Annotated in this window: 18 protein-coding genes; 9 read left to right on the top strand and 9 right to left on the bottom strand. The window is 72.3% G+C overall.

Features of this window, described 5'->3' with window-relative positions:
• Positions 1-110 precede the first annotated feature (110 nt).
• The 3 genes from KBZ10_RS05835 to KBZ10_RS05845 are packed head-to-tail and all read right to left on the bottom strand — an operon-like array spanning position 111 to position 2,181.
• Positions 111-896 (bottom strand): AIM24 family protein, encoded by a 786-nt coding sequence (locus tag KBZ10_RS05835; protein WP_210986391.1) that lies wholly within the window; start codon positions 894-896, stop codon positions 111-113.
• On the bottom strand, positions 893-1,543 hold the full coding sequence (locus KBZ10_RS05840) for an AIM24 family protein (RefSeq protein WP_210986392.1): 651 nt from the start codon (positions 1,541-1,543) through the stop codon (positions 893-895). Before KBZ10_RS05840 ends, KBZ10_RS05835 begins: the two co-directional genes overlap by 4 nt.
• On the bottom strand, positions 1,543-2,181 hold the full coding sequence (locus tag KBZ10_RS05845) for an AIM24 family protein (protein WP_210986393.1): 639 nt from the start codon (positions 2,179-2,181) through the stop codon (positions 1,543-1,545). Before KBZ10_RS05845 ends, KBZ10_RS05840 begins: the two co-directional genes overlap by 1 nt.
• Positions 2,182-2,438: 257 nt before the next feature.
• On the opposite strand from KBZ10_RS05845, the gene KBZ10_RS05850 reads away from it, so the two are divergent.
• Entirely contained in the window at positions 2,439-2,783 is a 345-nt protein-coding gene (locus tag KBZ10_RS05850; protein ID WP_210986394.1) for a DUF3817 domain-containing protein, read from the top strand.
• A 47-nt stretch (positions 2,784-2,830) separates the two neighbouring features.
• Here the strand turns inward: KBZ10_RS05850 and KBZ10_RS05855 are convergent, their stop codons facing one another.
• Positions 2,831-3,907, bottom strand: coding sequence for a helix-turn-helix domain-containing protein (locus KBZ10_RS05855; protein ID WP_210986452.1), 1,077 nt, complete (start codon positions 3,905-3,907; stop codon positions 2,831-2,833).
• A gap of 165 nt (positions 3,908-4,072) precedes the next feature.
• Here KBZ10_RS05855 and KBZ10_RS05860 point away from each other — a divergent pair, with 165 nt between their 5' ends.
• The 3 genes from KBZ10_RS05860 (at position 4,073) to KBZ10_RS05870 (ending at position 6,797) form a co-directional block, all read left to right on the top strand.
• Positions 4,073-4,582, top strand: a complete 510-nt coding sequence (locus tag KBZ10_RS05860) for a MarR family winged helix-turn-helix transcriptional regulator (protein WP_210986395.1) — start codon at positions 4,073-4,075, stop codon at positions 4,580-4,582.
• 96 nt (positions 4,583-4,678) lie between these two features.
• Positions 4,679-5,011 (top strand): DUF3817 domain-containing protein, encoded by a 333-nt coding sequence (locus KBZ10_RS05865; RefSeq protein ID WP_210986396.1) that lies wholly within the window; start codon positions 4,679-4,681, stop codon positions 5,009-5,011.
• Between the two features lie 85 nt (positions 5,012-5,096).
• Positions 5,097-6,797 (top strand): methylmalonyl-CoA mutase, encoded by a 1,701-nt coding sequence (locus KBZ10_RS05870; protein ID WP_210986397.1) that lies wholly within the window; start codon positions 5,097-5,099, stop codon positions 6,795-6,797.
• Positions 6,798-7,034: 237 nt separating this feature from the next.
• Here the strand turns inward: KBZ10_RS05870 and KBZ10_RS05875 are convergent, their stop codons facing one another.
• A complete protein-coding gene (locus tag KBZ10_RS05875) occupies positions 7,035-7,703 on the bottom strand; it encodes a TetR/AcrR family transcriptional regulator (protein ID WP_210986398.1) in 669 nt (222 codons plus the stop codon).
• 321 nt (positions 7,704-8,024) lie between these two features.
• Here KBZ10_RS05875 and KBZ10_RS05880 point away from each other — a divergent pair, with 321 nt between their 5' ends.
• From KBZ10_RS05880 to KBZ10_RS05895, 4 genes are all read left to right on the top strand, one after another.
• Positions 8,025-9,002, top strand: a complete 978-nt coding sequence (locus tag KBZ10_RS05880) for a tetratricopeptide repeat protein (RefSeq protein WP_210986399.1) — start codon at positions 8,025-8,027, stop codon at positions 9,000-9,002.
• Positions 9,003-9,785: 783 nt separating this feature from the next.
• On the top strand, positions 9,786-10,421 hold the full coding sequence (locus KBZ10_RS05885) for a DUF6230 family protein (protein ID WP_210986400.1): 636 nt from the start codon (positions 9,786-9,788) through the stop codon (positions 10,419-10,421).
• Between the two features lie 88 nt (positions 10,422-10,509).
• On the top strand, positions 10,510-11,031 hold the full coding sequence (locus KBZ10_RS05890; protein WP_210986401.1) for a DUF6114 domain-containing protein: 522 nt from the start codon (positions 10,510-10,512) through the stop codon (positions 11,029-11,031).
• Positions 11,032-11,122: 91 nt separating this feature from the next.
• Positions 11,123-12,322: a hydrogenase expression protein HypF gene (locus tag KBZ10_RS05895; RefSeq protein ID WP_247701904.1), complete on the top strand. Its 1,200-nt coding sequence runs from the start codon at positions 11,123-11,125 to the stop codon at positions 12,320-12,322.
• 169 nt (positions 12,323-12,491) lie between these two features.
• Here KBZ10_RS05895 and pyk read toward each other — a convergent pair whose 3' ends face one another.
• The 3 genes from pyk to pta all read right to left on the bottom strand — a co-directional run bounded on the left by pyk (position 12,492) and on the right by pta (position 17,669).
• Entirely contained in the window at positions 12,492-13,916 is a 1,425-nt protein-coding gene (pyk, locus tag KBZ10_RS05900; RefSeq protein WP_210986403.1) for a pyruvate kinase, read from the bottom strand.
• 130 nt (positions 13,917-14,046) lie between these two features.
• A complete protein-coding gene (locus KBZ10_RS05905; RefSeq protein ID WP_210986404.1) occupies positions 14,047-15,273 on the bottom strand; it encodes an acetate kinase in 1,227 nt (408 codons plus the stop codon).
• Positions 15,270-17,669, bottom strand: coding sequence for a phosphate acetyltransferase (gene pta, locus KBZ10_RS05910; protein ID WP_307847215.1), 2,400 nt, complete (start codon positions 17,667-17,669; stop codon positions 15,270-15,272). Before pta ends, KBZ10_RS05905 begins: the two co-directional genes overlap by 4 nt.
• 333 nt (positions 17,670-18,002) lie before the next feature.
• On the opposite strand from pta, the gene KBZ10_RS05915 reads away from it, so the two are divergent.
• Positions 18,003-19,028, top strand: a complete 1,026-nt coding sequence (locus KBZ10_RS05915; protein ID WP_210986405.1) for an ATP-dependent 6-phosphofructokinase — start codon at positions 18,003-18,005, stop codon at positions 19,026-19,028.
• Positions 19,029-19,142: 114 nt separating this feature from the next.
• Here the strand turns inward: KBZ10_RS05915 and KBZ10_RS05920 are convergent, their stop codons facing one another.
• Positions 19,143-20,099, bottom strand: a complete 957-nt coding sequence (locus tag KBZ10_RS05920) for a thiopeptide-type bacteriocin biosynthesis protein (RefSeq protein WP_210986406.1) — start codon at positions 20,097-20,099, stop codon at positions 19,143-19,145.
• Positions 20,100-20,109 lie beyond the last annotated feature (10 nt).

The following is a 20,109-nucleotide window of genomic DNA, read 5'->3' on the forward strand; positions in this document are numbered from 1 at the left end:
TTGAAATACGGACCAATGGCGACTGCTTCGCACCGCCCGCGAATGTTCCCCCATGCAAAAAACGCCGACGCGGGCAGGCGTTCGAAACGTTACACTCCGGAGACTACCGTTCACAGTCCGAAGCGACGCTGAAGGCCCCCCAAACCACCAGGAAGCTGGGGAAGTTGGGGCGTGGGGGAGGAGCCGGGGCCCGGGCCGCCGGACGGGCCGCCGGGCACGCCCGGCTCGCCCGGCACGGCCCCGGTGGCCAGCTCGTCCATCAACTGCTCGGTGGACTGCAGCAGCACCTGCCCCGCGCCCGTGAACTCGAACTGGTGCTCCTCCCCGGAGGCCCCGCCGAGCCCCGTGAGGGCCCGTACGCCGCCCAGCACCCCGCGCAGATAGCCGTGGTCGTAGTGGTGGCAGGGGGAGGGGCAGTCCGCCCAGCCGACGAGTGCCTGCGGATCGACCCGGACGGGCGGCTCGACGAACACCACCGGGCCGTTCGAGGCGGCCACGAACTTCCCCGTCCCGATCAGGGTGAGAAAGCCCGGGATGATCGACTGCTTGAGCGACAGCCCCGGCTCGAAGGCCAGCAGGTTGCCCGACCGGACGGTGAGGTTGCCGTCCTCCAGGTCGTAGGAGTTGACGTCGAAGGCCCGGTCGGCGAGGAGCATCTTGCCCCGGCCCTCGGCCACCACCCAGTCCGCCGCGTGCAGCGGGGAGTGGAAGCTGCCGGCGACCAGCCGGTCGAGGCGGCCGTGGCCGACGCCGTCGAAGCTGATCTCGCCGTAGTAGGCGATCATCTTGCCCTTCTGCAGGAACCACTGGCCGTGCAGGTCCACGCAGAAGGTGTACGCGTTGACGTTGTCGTCGGCCGGCAGGGTCTGCGGGTCGAAGACGGCCGGACCGGTCACAGCTTCTCCTCGGATGCCTGGACGAACACCGCGCCGGTGCCCGACAGTTCGAGCTGGAAGGCCTCTCCCGAGCCGCGGCCGACCATGTCGCGCCAGCCCAGCGCCGTGGAGAGCTTGTTGCGCACGTCCCCGTGGTGGGCGACGTACGCCTGCGGGTCGACGTGCACCGGGCGGCCCGGGGCGATGGGCAGTTCGATGACACCGCCGTGGGCCATCACGGCCACCGAGCCGTGCCCGCTCAGGGTGGTGGTGAACAGCCCCTGGCCGGTGACCTGGCCGCGCACCATGCCCATCACCCCGCCCTGCGAGCCGAGGAAGACCGGCTTCTGCTGGAGCGTGCCGTCGAAGGCCAGCAGCCGGTCCGCCTCCACATGCAGGGTGTCACCGGACAGCTCGATCACCTGGATGTGGTGGCCGCCGTGCCCGAACATCACGGTGCCGTCGCCCTCGACCGTCATCAGCGGCGCCGCCTCGCCCGCCACCCGGCGGCCGATCATCGACATCACCCCGCCCTGGCCGCCCGCGATGCTGGGGGTGAAGGCGACCTCCCCGGTGTAGGCGAGCATCGCGCCGCGCTGGCTGAACAGCGTCTGACCGGGCGTGATCCGCGCCTCGACCATCTTCGAGTTGATCTCCCGGAACGGCATCAGAGCTGCCCCCCGACCGTGTTGCGCTCGCTGGGCTGCACATAGACCAGCCCCTCGCCCTCGAAGCGGATCTGGAACGACTCCCCGGAGCCCTCGCCCAGCACGGTGCGGAAGTTCACCCCGGACTGGAACTCCTGCCGCAGCTTGCCGGTGTGGGCCACGTAGGCCCCCGGGTCCACCCGCAGCGGATACGCCGGCGACACCCGCAGCACCACGGCCGGGCCGTCGGACATGATGGCCGCCCGGCCCGTGCCCTCGACCACCGTGGTGAACAGACCGTTGCCCTGGGCGGCCCCGCGCAGCCCCGTGAACGTCGTGCCGGTGCGGAGCCCCGCGTCGGCCGCGAGCAGATTGCTGGCCTCCACATGGAGCGTGTCACCGTGCAGCGGGACGAGCGTGATCTCGGTGGCCCGGTCGGCGAACCAGCAGGTCCCCTGCCCCCGCACCTCCATCAGCTCCATCTGCTCACCGGTGAGCCGGCGGGTGACCATGCCGCGCAGGCCCTCGCCGCCCCCGCTCAGCTTCTTGAAGTCCATACGGCCGTCATAGGCCACCATCGCGCCGTTCTTCGCCTTCACGGCCTCTCCGGCCAGGTCGACGGCGAGCACTTTGCTGCCTTGCAGTCGGAATTGCGCCACAGACCCGACCGTATCCGCCCCGGAGGAGTACCGACAGGGGATCTCCCGTACGAGACCGGGGCGACCGGTCGCAGAAAAGGTCACACCGGTCCACCCGGGCGCCCGTCCGCCGGGAGCGGCTGTCAGAATGGACCGGCTTGTGCGGGCGTTCACAAGCCGGGTCGCCGCGGGAGTGCTCCCGGCCCCCGGAACCCGGTACCCCGGACCGCGCCCCCAGCCCGTCAGCCCCCGTACCGCCCGGAAAGAGGTTCCCGCCCGTGGACATCAAGACCGCTTCCGCCGTCCGCCGACTCCGCCTGGTCTCCGCCGTGGAGGCGGTGTCCTTCCTCCTCCTGCTGGTCTGCTCGGTGCTCAAGCGCACCACCGACTTCAACGCGGTGCCGGTGATGGGTGCGATCCACGGCGTGCTGGTCGTCCTCTTCCTGCTCTTCCTGGCCGACGCGTGGAACCGCACCAAGTGGCCGGTGAAGCAGCCGCTGGTCTACTTCGTGCTCTCGCTGATCCCGGTCGGCGGCTTCTACGCCGAGCGGATGCTGCGCCGCGAGGAGGAGGCCGGGGTCATCGCCGCCCGGGCCCGCCGCGAGGGCGTCGTCAACGCCTGATCGCGGAGGCGGCCTCGCCCGCGTGCGCCGCGGGGCGGCCGGGACCCTCAGCCGGCCGCCAGGGCGATCCCGAGGGGCGTGCGCTCGTACAGCACCTGGTGGCCGTAGCGGTGCGAGGTCAGCAGCCCCGCGTCGCGCAGCGCCGCGAGATGCGCCGATACGGAGGAGGGGGCCAGGCCGAGCCGGCGGGCGAGGCCCGTGGTGCTCGCCGGCTCCTCCAGCGCCGTGAGGACGGCCGCGCGGCCCCGGCCGAGCAGCCGGGACAGCACCTCCGGCGGCTGCTCCCCGGAGGATTCCCACAGCCCGCCGAGGCCCCGTGCCGGGTAGACCAGCGCGCGGTCCCAGGGCACTCCGCCGCCCGCGGCGGGGCCCGGCCGGCAGAACACGCTCGGGACCAGCAGCAGCCCGCGGCCCTCCGCGCCCTCCGCGCCCTCCGGCCTCTCCGGCGCCCCGGCCGCCTCCGTGCCTTCCGGTGCCTCCGCTGCGCCGGTCCCGGTCGACCTGCCGGCCCCGGTCGTGCCGGGCCCCGCCGGTCCGGTGTGCGCGATCGTCAGCGTGCCGTCCGCCCAGGACACGTCCGGGTGCAGTTCGGCGAAGAGTCCTTCCGGCCCGCAGCCGGCCAGCCGCCGTGCGTGGAAGGCGGCGTCGGCCTCCAGCAGGGCGTGCAGCGCGGGCCAGTCGGGCTCGATCAGCGCCCGCCAGGCCAGCTCCAGCAGATCCGCCAGTTCCTTGACGGCCCGGCCCGGGTCCTCCAGCATCCGCCGGCCGCGCAGGCTGGCGGCCGCGCCCGGGGTCCCGGCCAGCGTGCGCTCCAGCTCCCCCCGGGCCACCGCCGGATCGGTCGCCCGGACCCGGGCCAGTTCGTCCTCGATCCGGGTGTACGGGTCGGCGGGGCGCGGGGCGAGGAAGCGCGGGCCGCAGCCGTGGGCCGGCGCCAGCAGCGACAGCGGCGCCAGGTTCAGCCCCGAGGCCGCCACCTGGATTCTGCGCAGCCAGGGCAGCCGGGTCCCGGGCGGGCCGGGGCGGTCCAGGGCGCGCACGGCGCTCCGCGTCTCCCACAGGGGGGAGACCGCGAACCGGGTGTGCGGCACGTCATCGGGCGCGCATCGCAGATGGAACGGCATGGGGTCCGCCCTCTCCGCCGGGTTTTCGTTCCTGTCCGAAAGCATGTCGGGGATGATCTACCCCGGGGGCGGCGGCACATACCCGGCCGGTCGTCCGGCACCGCCGGGTTGACCGGTATGCGGAACGGGGCTGACCCCCATATGACCGGCCGCTAAGGTCGAGGCGTGCCGAAGCCGCTCAGCCTGTCGTTCGACCCGATCGCCCGAGCCGACGAACTCTGGAAGCAGCGATGGGGATCCGTGCCGTCCATGGCCGCCATCACCTCGATCATGCGCGCCCAGCAGATCCTGCTCGGGCAGGTCGACGCGGTCGTCAAGCCGTACGGCCTCACCTTCGCCCGCTACGAGGCCCTGGTGCTGCTCACCTTCAGCAAGGCCGGGGAGCTGCCGATGTCCAAGATCGGCGAGCGGCTGATGGTCCACCCCACCTCCGTGACCAACACCGTCGACCGGCTGGTCCGGTCCGGGCTCGTCGCCCGGCGGCCGAACCCCAACGACGGCCGCGGCACCCTGGCGACCATCACCGACAAGGGGCGTGAGGTCGTGGAGTCCGCCACCCGCGACCTGATGGCGATGGACTTCGGGCTGGGCGTGTACGACGCCGAGGAGTGCGCCGAGATCTTCGCGCTGCTCCGCCCGCTGCGCGTCGCGGCCGGCGACTTCGAGGAGGGCTGAGGCGGGCCGGGGCACGGCACGGGAGGCAGGCCCGGGGTCCCCGGGGTCCCCGGGGCGGCGGCGGGTCCGCGGCGGGCTCCGGTTACGCTCGACGGCATGAAGAAGAGCGTGCTGACCCGGTACCGGGTCATGGCCTACGTCACCGCCGTGATGCTGCTGGTCCTCAGCACCAGCATGGTGTTCAAGTACGGCTTCGACCGCGGTGAGGACCTCACCTTCGTGGTCTCCCAGACGCACGGCCTGCTGTACATCATCTATCTGATCTTCGCCTTCGACCTGGGCTCCAAGGCCAAGTGGAGCTTCGGCAAGCTGCTCTGGGTGCTGCTGTCCGGCACCATCCCGCTCGCCGCCTTCTTCGTGGAGCGGAAGATCACCCGTGAGGTGGAACCGCTCGTCGCGGACGGCGGACCGGTGGTCGCGAAGGCCTGAGCGGCCCGGCACCGCGGGGCCGGGGAAAGCCGTGCCCCGCGGACTGCCATCGACAGATAGTAGGACGTCCAAGTAAATTACCCGTATGGACTCCGACGCCCTCGAAGAAGGCCGCCGCCGCTGGCAGGCCCGTTACGACGCGGCCCGCAAGCGGGACGCAGACTTCACCACGCTCTCGGGCGACCCGGTCGCCCCCGTGTACGGCCCGCCCCCGGGCAGCACCGTGCCCGGTTTCGAGCGGATCGGCTGGCCCGGGGAGTACCCCTTCACCCGCGGTCTGTACCCCACCGGCTACCGGGGCCGCACCTGGACCATCCGCCAGTTCGCCGGCTTCGGCAACGCCGAGCAGACCAACGAGCGCTACAAGATGATCCTGGAGGCGGGCGGCGGCGGCCTCTCGGTCGCCTTCGACATGCCGACCCTCATGGGCCGCGACTCCGACGAGCCCAAGTCGCTCGGCGAGGTCGGCCACTGCGGCGTCGCCATCGACTCCGCCGCCGACATGGAGGTCCTCTTCCGGGACATCCCGCTCGGCGACGTCACCACCTCCATGACGATCAGTGGGCCCGCCGTCCCCGTCTTCTGCATGTACCTCGTCGCCGCCGAGCGGCAGGGGGTCGATCCCGGTGTCCTCAACGGCACGCTGCAGACGGACATCTTCAAGGAGTACATCGCGCAGAAGGAGTGGCTCTTCCAGCCCGAGCCGCATCTGCGCCTCATCGGCGACCTGATGGAGCACTGCGCGCGCAACATCCCCGCGTACAAGCCGCTCTCCGTCTCCGGCTACCACATCCGCGAGGCCGGCTCCACGGCGGCGCAGGAACTCGCCTACACCCTCGCCGACGGCTTCGGCTACGTCGAACTGGGCCTCTCCCGCGGCCTCGACGTGGACGACTTCGCGCCCGGCCTCTCCTTCTTCTTCGACGCGCACGTCGACTTCTTCGAGGAGATCGCCAAGTTCCGCGCCGCGCGCCGGATCTGGGCCCGCTGGATGCGCGACGTCTACGGGGCGAAGACCGAGAAGGCGCAGTGGCTGCGCTTCCACACCCAGACCGCCGGGGTCTCCCTCACCGCCCAGCAGCCGTACAACAACGTGGTGCGGACCGCGGTCGAGGCGCTCGCCGCCGTCCTCGGCGGCACCAACTCCCTGCACACCAACGCCCTGGACGAGACCCTGGCGCTCCCCTCGGAGCAGGCCGCCGAGATCGCGCTCCGCACCCAGCAGGTGCTGATGGAGGAGACCGGCGTCGCCAACGTCGCGGATCCGCTCGGCGGCTCCTGGTACGTCGAGGCGCTGACCGACCGGATCGAGGCCGACGCCGAGAAGATCTTCGAGCAGATCAAGGAGCGGGGCCGGCGCGCGGTGCCGAACGGCGAGCATCCGATCGGTCCGGTCACCTCCGGCATCCTGCGCGGCATCGAGGACGGCTGGTTCACCGGCGAGATCGCCGAAGCGGCCTTCGCGTACCAGCGGGCCCTGGAGAAGGGGGACAAGAAGGTCGTCGGCGTCAACTGCCACACCGGTTCCGTCACCGGAGACCTGGAGATCCTGCGGGTCAGCCACGAGGTCGAGCGGGAGCAGGTCCGCGTGCTGGCGGAGCGCAAGGCGGCCCGTGACGACGCCGCGGTCCGGACCGCCCTGGACGCCATGCTCGCGGTGGCCCGGGACGGCGGCAACATGATCGAGCCCATGCTGGACGCCGTACGGGCCGAGGCCACGCTCGGCGAGATCTGCGGCGTGCTGCGCGAGGAGTGGGGCGTCTACACGGAGCCGGCCGGCTTCTGACGCCCGTACGCGCCGCCCCGCCCCCCGTCCTCCGTCCACCGGGCACTCCGTGGCGGCGGGAAGGCGCTCCTGGGGGGCGCTTCCCGGAGGGCGGGGTCCACGGGGCCCGGCCCTCCCGCTTCCCGTGCCCGGCTCTGCCCGCGTCCGGCCGCCGGCGACGCCGCGGTTCCATCCCGGCAGGCGCGGTCCGGGCGCCCCGGGCCCGGCGCGCCCGGCGGCGGCCGTGTCTCCCGGCCGTCAGGTCCCGGGCGGGACGGGCCGCGGCGGGCTGACGGCCCCGGCTGTCAGCCCGCCGAGCAGCAGGGCCGTGAAGTCGCGCACCCAGCCGGGATCCACGGGCTCGCTGCTCACCAGCGTCCGGTGCACCACCGCCCCGGCGATCACGTCGAAGATCAGGTCCACCGTGCGCCCGGCCGCCGCGGCCCCCTCCAGGCCGGGGGTGTCCGGGGGCAGCTCGCCGCGCCGCTGCGCCCGTTCCCGGCCGAGCAGCACGAGCCGCTTCTGCCGGTCCACGATCGCGGAGCGGATCCGGTCCCGCAGGGCGGGGTCGTGCGTCGACTCGGCGACCACCGCCATCAGCGAGGCCCTGGCCTCCGGCCGCTCCAGCAGCCGGGCGAAGCGCAGCACCACGCCCTCGACGTCGGCGCGCAGGCTGCCCCGGTCGGGGAGGTCCAGTTCGTCCAGGAGTTCGGCGACGGCGTCCACCACGAGTTCGTTCTTGCCGGACCAGCGGCGGTAGAGCGTGGTCTTGGCCACACCGGCGCGGGCCGCGACATCCCCCAGCGACAGCTTCGACCAGCCGAGTTCCACCAGCGCAGCCCGGGTCGCGGCCAGGATCGCGCGGTCCGCCCCGGCGTCGCGGGGGCGGCCGGTGCGGGGGGTGCTGCGGCGGGTGGGGGCGGGCATGGTCCCGACTGTAGCGCCGGGCCGGGTTCCCACCCCGCCCCCACTTACGCTACGGTTGGTATCGAAAGTGAGACCCGAGCACGACAACCACGAACCGCAGCACCCACGGCACCACCCCGCGCGGCCCGACCGGCACCGCGCGGACCCGCTGACGAAGGACCCGGCACCGGGTGGGGACCCGGCGCCGCAGCGGCCCTCCCCGCGCACCGCGGTGGCCGCGCCGGCCGTACCCCGCGATCCGGCGGCCGTACGGACGGCCCGAACCGCGAGCGCCGACCCGGCGCTTTTCCGATCAGCGCCCGGAGAGGGGAGGATGTACCCATGCAGCCACGGAACATGTCCATGAGTGGAGTGGTCGACCTCGCCGCCGTGAAGGCCGCCGGGGAGGCCAGGCAGAAGGCGGAGCAGGCGCGCGCCGAAGCGGCCCGCGGGGGCCGGACGGCTGCCGCGCCTCCGGTCGCCGTGATCGATGTCAACGAGGCGGATTTCGAGCGGGAGGTGCTCCAGCGGTCGGCCCAGGTGCCGGTCGTCATCGACTTCTGGGCCGAGTGGTGCGGGCCCTGCCGGCAGCTCAGCCCGGTGCTGGAGCGGATGGCGGCGGAGTACGACGGCCGCTTCATCCTGGCCAAGATCGACGTCGAGGCCAACCAGATGCTCTTCCAGCAGTTCGGCGTCCAGGGCATTCCGGCCGTCTTCGCCGTCGTCGGGGGCCAGGCGCTGCCGCTGTTCCAGGGAGCGGCCCCCGAGGCGCAGATCCGGCAGGTGCTGGACCAGCTGATCCAGGTGGCCGAGGAGCGCTTCGGCATCGTCGGCGGGCCCCTCGGGGCGGCCGGGGAGGGCGGGGCGGAAGCGGAGCAGGCGGTTCCCGAGCAGCCCGCGGGGCCGTACGACGCGGCGCTCGCGGCGGCCCACCAGGCGCTGGACGCGGGGGACCTCGGCGGCGCCGTCCAGGCGTACCGGAACGTCCTGAGCGACGACCCCGGCCACCCGGAGGCGAAGCTGGGCCTGGCCCAGGCGGAACTGCTCCAGCGGGTGGAGGGGATGGACGCGCAGGCGGTGCGGAAGGCCGCCGCCGACGACCCGGCCGCCGCGGACGCCCAGATCGCCGCCGCCGACCTGGACCTGGTCGGCGGGCATGTCGAGGACGCCTTCGGGCGGCTGGTCGAGACGGTGCGGCGCACCGTCGGTGACGAACGGGAGCGGGCCAGGGTGCGCCTGCTGGAGCTCTTCGAGGTCATCGGCGCGGACGACCCGCGCGTGACCAGGGCCAGGACCGCGCTGGCGCGCGTGCTCTTCTAGGCGTTTCCCGCCGCGGGCGCGGGGCGCTCCGGCCCCGGGCGGCGGAGCGGAGCATCCGCGCAGGCGGGGGCGGTGACAGCGGTACGGCCGGACGGCGGCCGCCGGCGGGAACGGACCCGCGGGCGGCCGCCGTCCGCCGTCTCCCCGTCTTCTTTCGGGTCTTCTGCCGGCCGCCCAGCCGGCGCCGGGCCGGTACGCCTCGCGGCGGGGGCCACGGAGCCGGCTCCGCGTTGCCGGTTGTCCGGATCCCCACACCTCGGAAGCGGCACTTTGCCAAAACTTGGCAATCGCCTCCGCTGTTACTGCCAGTAAGAGAAGGGCGATTGTTCGCACCGTTCTGTCCGGGTATTCCGGATGTGCCGCGACGAATTGCCGCGACCGACAGTGCCCGATCCGGGCGGTCGGAACCGCTCCTCGTCATCCGTTCATTACTCGCAAGTAATGAACCCCTTGTGTGACAGACGGATATGCACCACGATCGGCCACGCTCGGTCCCATCCCGCGGTGCCGCATCCAGCCGGCGCCATCGGGTCGGGTCCCCACCGGGCAGGCCGGCGTGGGTGATGCCGGCCTTGGGCAGGGGGGTACCCGCCGCTGAGCGGGTCCTGCCCAGGAGGTTGCGCGAGAGCGTGGCCAGTGGTTGTCGCTCGGGGGTGATCGCCGGTTTTCGGACACGTTTCCGTCTCCGAGTACGGCGCTCTCCTTCCCGAGGACGTAGCACTTCTCCCATCCCAGGCCAGGGGCTCCCCCGGCCGGAGATGTACGTCCGAGAAGGAGGAAAACATGGAGTCCCAGGTGCGTGGCGGGACCAGATGGAAGCGGTTCGCGGTGGTGATGGTGCCCAGCGTGGCGGCCACCGCCGCGGTGGGTATCGCCATGGCGCAGGGTGCGCTGGCGGCGTCCTTCAGCGTTTCGGGGCAGTCCTTCAAGGTGACGGCTGATCACCTCGAGGGTGACGGCTTCGTCCAGTACGGTGCGGTCGACACGGGCAAGACCCTGGAGGGCAAGGACACCGCTCACCCGGTGGCGGTCTCCGCGTTCGATCACGCGAAGATCACCAACATGTGCCAGTCGGTGGTCACCCCCGGCATCCCGGGTCTCGGCTCGGTGTCGCTGAAGCTGACGGCCGGCAACAAGGGCACGGCGGTCGAGGCCGACAAGCTCTACATCGACGTCGCCGATCTGAACGCCGACGCGACGTTCAAGAACATCAACATCGGTGTCGCCGCCGGAGCCAGCACCAAGGGCCCCGGCATGAAGGGCGGCAAGGAGCAGTCGAACCCCTACGGGTTCGCCCAGGAGGCCGACAAGGCCATCCTGACCGATGTGAAGCAGACGGCCTGGGCGACCAGCGCCGGAACCTTCAAGCTGAGCGGCCTCTCGATGAAGCTGCACAGGGGCGTCAAGGAGTGCTACTAAGCACTCGCCCGGGCGGACGGGGGCTTCGTCCCCCGTCCGCCCGCTTCCTCACTTTTTGCGTAATGCCCGTACCAGGGAGCTGTTTTCCATGAGCGCCGAGTCACCGGGTCCGAGCGGCCGATTCCACTACTGGAGGCTTCGTTTCCGCGCCTGGCGTGGCAGCCGGCCCTTCTGGGCGGGCCTGCTGACACTGCTGGGCGGACTGCCGATCGCCTATTTCCCGTACGCGAATCTCACCGTCGGGCAGTTGACGATCCGCATGGCGACCACGGCGGGCGCGGGCTCGCTGGTCATCGGGGTTCTCCTGGTCGTCCTGGGCCTGACGATGTGGTACCAGTCCGTCGCCAAGACCTTCGCCGGCGTCGCGGCGATCATGCTCGCACTGGTCTCGCTGGTGGTCTCCAACTTCGGAGGCTTCCTCCTCGGTTTCCTGCCCGCCCTCCTCGGCGGTGGCCTGGCCATCGCCTGGGCGCCCGGCAAGCCGCCCGAGGAGGAGCCCGCGCCCCGGAGGGTGCCGGACAGCGAGGACGGTGCCTCCGTGCCGGAACCGGCCGTGGCCGGTGTCTGGGCGGACGAAGAATCCGAGAAGGGGAGGCACCGTGCGGGCTGACGAGGCTCGGCTCGACGGCGAGAGCCGCCGTCGTGCAGGAGAGGGGCCGCGTCACGCGGCCCCGAGAAAGTCGATGCTCACCCGTTTGCACATGCCTGCGGGCCGGGCGATAGCCCTGGCGGCCATGCCGACCGCCGTGCTCGTGGGCATGGGACTCAGCACCCCGCTGGCCCAGGCCGACCCGCAGCCCAAGTTCAAGCCGGGCAAGTGCGTGTCCCAGCCCGACGAGCCGGACGAGGACGGCAAGGCCGCCGAGGACGAGAAGACGGACGACCAGGCCGCGGGCGAGAAGGACGGGGCCGGCGAGCCGGATGCCTCCGAGCCCTCCCCCGAGCCGTCGTCGGGCAGCACTCCGCGGCCGGAACCGTCCCCGAGCGCGGAGTCCGGCGGGTCCGGGACGGAGGAGTCCTCCGGGACCTCGGAGTCCCCGGCCGAGACGTCACCGGAGCCGGAGCCGTCCCCGTCGGAGTCCGAGACGCGGAACCCGCTCGACCCGCTGGGCCTCGGTGAGAAGATCACCGATCTGTTCACCGGCGGGGAGGAGACCGCGGAGCCCTCGGCCACCGCCTCGCCCAGCGCCACCGCGGAGGAGAAGCCCTCCGAGGACGCCGAGGAGCCCGCGGACTCGGTGCGCGACAGCGCCGGCCAGGCCGTCGACGAGGTGGCGGGCGCCGCCGGATCGGCCGCCGAGACGGCCGAGGAGAAGGCCGGAGAGGTCAAGGAAGCGGCGGAGAAGGCGGCGGGGGACGCCAAGGACGCGACGGCCGCCCCGTCCCCCTCGGCGACCGCGGAGGACGGCCTGCAGCCGTTCCCCTGCCCCGAGTACGACGCCCAGGCCCTGGCCGACGCGGAGGTCGACCCGACCCCCGCCCTGCTGCCCGACGAGCCGTGGATCCTGGAGAGCAGCAAGCTCTCCCTGCACGGCCTCGACTACAAGGGCATCGTCAAGGTCAGGACCTGGAGCGGCAAGGTCAAGGAAGTCCTGAAGTTCACCGCCAGCGGCGTGGACATCCGGGACCTCCACCAGATGGTCCAGGCCCCCGGCGGCAGCACCACCCATGTGAAGGCCGCGAAGGGCAGCAACTCCACGATCCGGGGCGGCACGGTGACGATGTACACGGAGGAGCTCAAGGGCAACCTCCTGGGCATCATCCCCATCACCTTCAGTCCCAAGAGCCCTCCGCCGCTGAACCTCCCCGAGGTCTTCTTCACCGGCGTGACGGTCACCCAGGCCGGCCAGTTCGGCGGAGACCTGACGGTCCCCGGCATGAACATGTACGACGGAGGCTGAGACGGAAGGCGATACCGCACCCCGGGCACGGTTACCCCGCTCCCGGAGCCGCGAGACGACAGGTGGGCCGCCCCGGACGGGGCGGCCCACGCTGCGTCGGGCGTCGTGGTGCCGGGGACACGGGGGCGGCCGGCGCGGCGCCGGCCGCCCGGCCCGTCCGGTCCGGGCCTCAGCCCTGGGCGCCCAGATGGTGGACCCGGACCATGTTGGTGGTGCCGGGCACGCCGGGCGGGGAGCCCGCCGTAATGATCATGATGTCGCCCTCGTTGTAGCGGTGCAGCTTGAGCAGCTCCGCGTCGACCAGCTCCACCATCGCGTCGGTGTTGTCGACGTGCGGGACGACATAGGTCTCCACGCCCCAGCTCAGCGCCAGCTGGCAGCGGGTCGCCGGATCGGTGGTGAAGGCCAGGATGGGCTGGCTCGCCCGGTAGCGCGACAGCCGGCGGGCGGTGTCGCCCGACTTGGTGAACGCCACCAGGGACTTGGCGCCGAGGAAGTCGGCGATCTCGCAGGCGGCGCGGGCCACCGAACCGCCCTGGGTGCGCGGCTTCTTGCCCGGCACCAGCGGCTGGAGGCCGCGGGCGATCCACTCCTGCTCGGCCTCCTCGACGATGCGGGACATCGTCTTGACCGTCTCGATCGGGTACTTGCCGACCGAGGACTCCGCCGACAGCATCACCGCGTCGGCGCCGTCGAGGATCGCGTTGGCCACGTCGGAGGCCTCGGCGCGGGTCGGCCGCGAGGAGTTGATCATCGACTCCATCATCTGGGTCGCCACGATCACCGGCTTGGCGTTGCGGCGGCACATCTCCACCAGCCGCTTCTGCACCATCGGGACCTTCTCCAGCGGGTACTCGACGGCCAGGTCGCCACGGGCGACCATCACGCCGTCGAAGGCCATCACGACCTCCTGCATATTGGCGACGGCCTGCGGCTTCTCCACCTTGGCGATGACGGGGACCCGGCGGCCGACCTCGTCCATCACCCGGTGCACGTCGCGCACGTCCGCCGCGTCCCGGACGAAGGAGAGCGCGACCATGTCACAGCCGAGCCGCAGGGCGAACCGGAGGTCCTCGACGTCCTTCTCCGACAGCGCCGGAACGTTCACCGCCACACCCGGCAGGTTGATGCCCTTGTGGTCGGAGACGACGCCGCCCTCGATGACGATGGTCCGCACGCGCGGCCCGTCCACCTCCGTCACCTGCAGCGCGACCGCGCCGTCGTTGATGAGGATGGACTCGCCCTTGGCGACGTCCGCCGGCAGGCCCTTGTAGGTGGTGCCGCAGATGGACTTGTCGCCCAGGACGTCCTCGGTGGTGATGGTGAACTCGTCCCCGCGGACGAGTTCGACCGGGCCCTCGGCGAAGGTCTCCAGCCGGATCTTCGGCCCCTGGAGGTCGGCGAGCACGCCCACCGCCCGGCCGGTCTCCTCCGACGCCTTGCGGACGCGGTGATACCGCTCCTCGTGCTCCGGGTGGGTCCCGTGGCTCATGTTGAACCGGGCCACGTTCATGCCGGCCTCGATCAGCGACTTCAGCTGCTCGTAGGAGTCGACGGCTGGGCCCAGGGTGCAGACGATTTTGGAACGGCGCATGGGGGCCATCCTATCGGGTTTGTTTCGGAGCGGAATATTCCTGGCGGATCCTGTTCTGATCCCGTCCGGGTGCTGTCCCCGGTCCCCGGCGGGACCCGGCCCGGACGGCGGCCGGTGTCCGGTGCGCGGTTCAGTCGCGTACCGCGCCGACCAGTGCGTATGCCTGCGTCGCGATCTCCAGTTCCTCGTCGGTGGGGATCACGGCGACGGCGGTCCGGCTGCCGTCGGCCGAGATCAGCCGGGCGGACGACCCGCGCAGGGCGTTGCGCACCGGGTCGATCCCGATGCCCAGAGCCTCCAGCCCCCGCATGGCCGCCTCCCGTACGGCAGCCGAATTCTCCCCGACGCCCGCCGTGAACGCGATGACGTCCACCCGGCCCAGCACGGCGGTGTACGCGCCGACGTACTTCCGCAGCCGGTGGACGTAGATCTCGAACGCCAGCCCGGCCGCCCGGTCCCCCTCGGCCATCCTGCGGCCGATCTCCCGCATGTCGTTGTCCCCGCACAGCCCGAGCAGCCCGCTCCGCTTGTTCAGCAGGACGTCCAGCTCGTCCGTGGACATCCCCGCCACTCGCGACAGATGGAGGACCACGGCCGGGTCCAGATCCCCCGAGCGGGTGCCCATGACCAGCCCTTCCAGCGGGGTCAGGCCCATGGACGTCTCCACGCACACCCCGCCCGCGACGGCGGACGCGCTGGCGCCGTTTCCCAGGTGCAGCACGATCACGTTGACCTCGGCGGGCCGCCGGCCCAGCAGCGCGGCGGCGGCCCGCGAGACATAGGCGTGCGAGGTGCCGTGGAAGCCGTAGCGGCGCACCCCGTACGCGTCGGCGGTGGCCGTGTCGATCGCGTAGCGGGCCACGTGTTCCGGCATCGTCGAGTGGAACGCGGTGTCGAACACCGCGACCTGCGGCAGGTCCGGGCGGAGCCCCCGGGCCACCTTGATGCCCTGGAGGTTCGCCGGGTTGTGCAGCGGGGCGAGCGGGACCAGCTCCTCGATCCCCGCCACGACCTCGTCGGTGATCAGCACCGGCTCCGTGAACCGGGTGCCGCCGTGCACCACGCGGTGGCCGATGGCGGCGAGACGGGGGGAGCCCAGGCCCAGCCCGCACTCGTCCAGTTCGGCCGCGACCTGCCGCAGGGCGGCCGCGTGGTCGGCGACCGGGCCCTCACCGATCCGCTCCACCAGCCCGGAGGCGAGCCGCGCGGCGGAGGAGCCCTCCGCCGCCCCGCCGGCCATGTCCAGGAGCTGGTACTTCACCGAGGACGAACCGGAGTTGATGACGAGGACCCGGGAGCCCGCCGGGTGGTCCGCGGCGGCGGTGCTGCGGGACGGGCCCGTGGAATCCGTGCTCACTCGGGCCGCGCCTTCCGGGTCCTCGGCGCCTGTGGCGCCCGTGGTGCTTGTGGCGCCTGCGGTGCCTGCGGTGCCGGTGGTGTCTCGGACGTCCGCGGTGCCGCCTCCGGCCCCTGGCCCTCCTCCGGCTGCCGCGTTCCGGCGCCCCGGGGGCTCTCGTCCCGGTGGGCGTGCTCGGCCTGGTGGGTGATCTCCGCCGATCCGGTCCGCGGCGGCGGGGCGGGGGCGGGCCCCAGGGCCTGGTGCGTCCGCCGTGCCTCCAGGGCGGGAGGCCCCTGCGGCCCCGGCGGCACCGGCTGCGCGCCCCGCCCGCTCACGGCGCTCCGCTCCTGCGCCTGTGCCTGGATGGCGGTGATGGCCACCGTGGTGACGATGTCCGGCACCAGGGCGCCGCGCGACAGGTCGTTCACCGGCTTGCGCAGCCCCTGCAGGACCGGGCCGACCGCGACCGCGCCCGCCGAGCGCTGGACCGCCTTGTAGGTGTTGTTGCCGGTGTTGAGGTCGGGGAAGATCAGCACCGTGGCCCGTCCCGCCACCTCCGACTCCGGCAGTTTCGCGGCCGCCACGGTGGCGTCCACGGCGGCGTCGTACTGGATCGGCCCCTCGACCAGCAGGTCGGGCCGCCGCTCCCGCACCAGTTCGGTGGCCTTGCGCACCTTGTCGACATCGGCGCCGTGGCCGGAGGTCCCGGTGGAGTACGAGAGCATCGCGATGCGCGGCTCCACGCCGAACTTGGCCGCCGTGCCGGCCGACTGGATGGCGATGTCGGCGAGTTGCTCGGCGTCCGGGTCCGGGTTCACCGCGCAGTCGCCGTAGACGAGCACCCGGTCGGCCAGGCACATGAAGAAGACCGAGCTGACGATGTGCGCGCCCGGCGCCGTCTTGATGATCTCGAAGCCGGGGCGCAGGGTCGCGGCGGTGGAGTGCGCGGCGCCGGAGACCATGCCGTCGGCCAGCCCCTCCTGGACCATCAGGGTGCCGAAGTACGAGACGTCGGCGACCACGTCGTACGCCAGCTCGTAGCCGACGCCCTTGTGCGCGCGGAGCTTCGCGTACAGCGCGGCGAAACGCTCGCGCAGCGGGGAGGTGCGCGGGTCGATCAGCTGGGCGTCCGCGAGGTCCACGGTCAGCTCGGAGGCGCGCCGGCGGATCGTCTCCGGGTCGCCGAGCAGCGTCAGATCGCAGATGTCGCGGCGCAGCAGGACGTCCGCCGCGCGCAGCACCCGCTCCTCGGTGCCCTCGGGGAGGACGACGCGGCGGCGGTACGCCCGGGAGCGTTCGATCAGCTCGTGCTCGAACATCATCGGCGTGACGCGGCTGGAGCGGGCCAGCGAGATCCGGGAGGTCAGGTCCGCCGTGTCGACATGCCGGTCGAACAGGCCGAGGGCGGTCTCCGTCTTCCGCGGTGACCAGGCGTTCAACTTGCCCTCCAGCGCGAAGAGTTCCCCGGCCGTGGGGAAGCTCTTGCCCGGGACGGAGATCACCGGCGTGCCCGGGGCCAGGCGTTCGGCGAGCGCCATGATGTCCGGCCCCGGCCGCTCGTCGAGGGTGAGCAGGACCCCCGCGATGGGCGGCGAGCCGGCCGCGTGGGCGGCGAGGGCGCCGATGATGAGGTCCGCCCGGTCCCCGGGGGTCACCACGAGGGCGCCCTCGGTCAGCGCGGCGAGGAAGGTCGGCATCATGGCGCCGCCGAAGACGAAGTCCCGGGCGTCCCGGGCCAGTCCGGCCGCGTCGCCGAGCAGCACCTCCGCGCCCAGGGACTGCACGATCTGCTGCACGGTCGGGGCGGAGAGCGAGCTGTCCTCCGGCAGGACGTAGCAGGGAACGGGCAGCTTGGCGGTCAGCCCGGCCGCGATCTCCTGCCGCTCCGCGGGATCCACCCGGTTGGCGATCATGGCGACGACGTCGCAGCCGAGGGAGTCGAAGGCGGCGTACGCGTTGTGCACCTCGGCCCGTACGGACTCGGCCGGCTGCTTCTGCCCGCCCACGACCGCGATGAGCGCGGCGCCGAACTCGTTGGCGAGCCGGGCGTTGAGATTGAGCTCCGCGGGCACGCCGGTCTCGGCGTAGTCGGTGCCCAGGACGAGCACGAACTCGTAGTCCCGCGCCATGGCGTGGAACCGGTCCACCAGACGCGACACCAGTTCGTCGGTGCCGCGCTCCGCCTGGAGGGCGGCGGCCGCCTCGTAGCTCATCCCGTAGACCGTTCCGGCGTCCTGGACCAGCCGGTAGCGCGCGCGGAGCAGTTCGAAGAGCCGGTCCGGTCCGTCGTGCACCAGCGGGCGGAAGACGCCCACACGGTCGACATGGCGGGTCAGGAGCTCCATCACCCCCAGCTCGACGACCTGGCGGCCGTCGCCCCGGTCGATTCCGGTGACGTACACGCTGCGCGTCACGCGTGCTCTCCGTTCCTCGCTCGTCCCGGCCGGTCCCGCCGGGCTCACGCCTCGTTCTCGCTCGCGGCTGCCCGTACCGCTGGTGCCCCATGCGTCCGGGCCGCCGCCCCCCGTGCGGACGCGGACCGGGCACGGGGAAGCCTCACCGGCCCGCGGGGTGAACAACCCCCGCGTGGCGAGCGCTCGTCTTGACACTATCCGTACCGCTCGGTAAGGCGCTCATCCGGACGGCTGGAAGCGCCGCCGGTACGCCGGGCGTGGAACAATCGGATGGACACATCGGTATCTCCCCCCACGCCCGGCCCGGAAATCCACCACAGGAGACACAGCACCATGCGCATCGGAGTCCTCACCGCAGGCGGCGACTGCCCCGGACTGAACGCTGTGATCCGGTCCGTCGTGCACCGCGCCGTGGTCGGCCACGGCGACGAGGTCATCGGCTTCGAGGACGGGTTCAAGGGACTGCTGGAGCGGCGCTACCGCAAGCTCGACCTGGACGCCGTCAGCGGCATCCTCTCCCGCGGCGGCACCATCCTCGGCTCCGCCCGGCTGGAGCGCGGCCGGCTCGACGAGGCCTGCGACCACGCCGAGGAACTCTGCGGTGAACTGGGGCTGGACGCGCTCATCCCGATCGGCGGCGAGGGCACCCTCACCGCGGCCCGGATGCTCTCCGACGCGGGCATGCCGGTCGTGGGCGTGCCCAAGACCATCGACAACGACATCTCCGCCACCGACCGCACCTTCGGCTTCGACACGGCCGTCGGTGTCGCGACCGAGGCCCTGGACCGGCTGAAGACCACCGCCGAGTCACATCAGCGGATCATGGTCGTCGAGGTGATGGGCCGGCACGCCGGCTGGATCGCCCTGGAGTCCGGCATGGCGGGCGGCGCCCACGGTATCTGCCTGCCGGAACGGCCGTTCGAGCTCGACAACCTGTGCGAGATGATCGAGGAACGCTTCGCCCGCGGCAAGAAGTTCGCCGTCGTCTGCGTCGCCGAGGGAGCCCACCCCGCCGAGGGCACCATGCCCTACGAGAAGGGCAAGATCGACCAGTACGGGCACGAGCGCTTCGCCGGGATCGGCAACCGCCTCGCCGCCGAACTGGAGCGCCGGATCGGCAAGGAGGCCCGCCCCGTCATCCTCGGCCACGTCCAGCGCGGCGGCACCCCCACCGCGTTCGACCGGGTCCTGGCCACCCGCTTCGGCTGGCACGCCGTGGAGGCCGCGCACCGGCGGGAGTTCGGCATGATGACCGCGCTGCGCGGCAACGACATCCGCCTGGTGTCGCTGGCGGACGCGGTGTCGGAGCTCAAGACGGTGCCGGAGGACCGCATGCGCGAGGCGGAGTCGGTCTACTAGACCGGCCCCGCACCGCGCGGGCAGTGTGTACGGCCCGGCCGGCACGAGCGAAGCGCGGGCCCGCTGCCTGGCGCGGTGGGGCTGGAGACTCCCGACAGAAGCCGTTGCCGGAGATCAACTTCCCAGGATTGCCTCCCGGGCCGCGCGTGCCCAGATGGCCTGTTGGGCTGCGGTGAAGCCCAGGCGGTTCCAGTGGAAGAGGATGTGCCGGGTCACAAGGGAGCGCAGGCCGAGCTGAAGGTTGTCGGCGTGTGCCGCCTCCGCGAGGGCTCGGCCGCCGCGCTGCATGCCGGTGATCCACCCCGCCAGGGGGGTCAGAGGACCGTTGGCGATTGCGGGACGGGCGTCGGTCAGGAGCAGTCGCTGTAGCGGGGCCGCCATGCTGCTGACCTGTTCTGGGGATACGCCTGCGGGCAGCGGTCGTCTGGCTTCGACCCGGCCCCACACGTCTCCCTGTTCGCCCCACTCCAGTCCGGCAGCACGCAGGAACAGGGGGGCGACAAGGAAGGAGGTCTCCTTGCCCCCGGGGAGGCCCTCGATGCCGTCGGCAGCGTGCTGCTGGTAGTCGAGTACGCCGACGCTGTCGGCGTGGAAGAGGCTGTGCGTCAGTCTGATCCCTTCCGGCCCGCCGAAGGCGACGCTCTCCGGCTCGTACAGGGCGGGTCGCCATCGCCTGATCTCGCCGAGGGCCAGGGTGTTGTCGAGGGCTTCGGTGATCCGCGCGATGGCGTCCGCGGTCCGCCCATCCGGTCCCGGGTGGATGCGTAGACGCCAGCACGGGTGCTTCCGCACGAACCACCACTCCCCGATGGCGCCGCTGGACAGGGCCGGCAGGAGATGCGCGCGGAAGGAGCGTTCCGCGGTGGGGTAGTCGGCGAACTCGATGTTCACCTGGTGCCAGCCTGAGGGCTGGGGGCCGAGTGCGGCCCGGCCTGCGGCGCGGTAGCGCCCGACCGCGTCGGCCAGCCGGGCCGGGGATGTCCGCGTCCGGGCAGCTGCCAGCTCGATCGGTGAACCGGTGAGGACGGACAGGACGGCGTCTTCCAGGGAATCGGTGTCTCGGTGGTCCATGGCGTTGTCT

Origin of the sequence: Streptomyces sp. F63 (assembly GCF_018070345.1) — a bacterium.
In the GTDB taxonomy this organism is placed as follows: Bacteria; Actinomycetota; Actinomycetes; order Streptomycetales; family Streptomycetaceae; genus Streptomyces.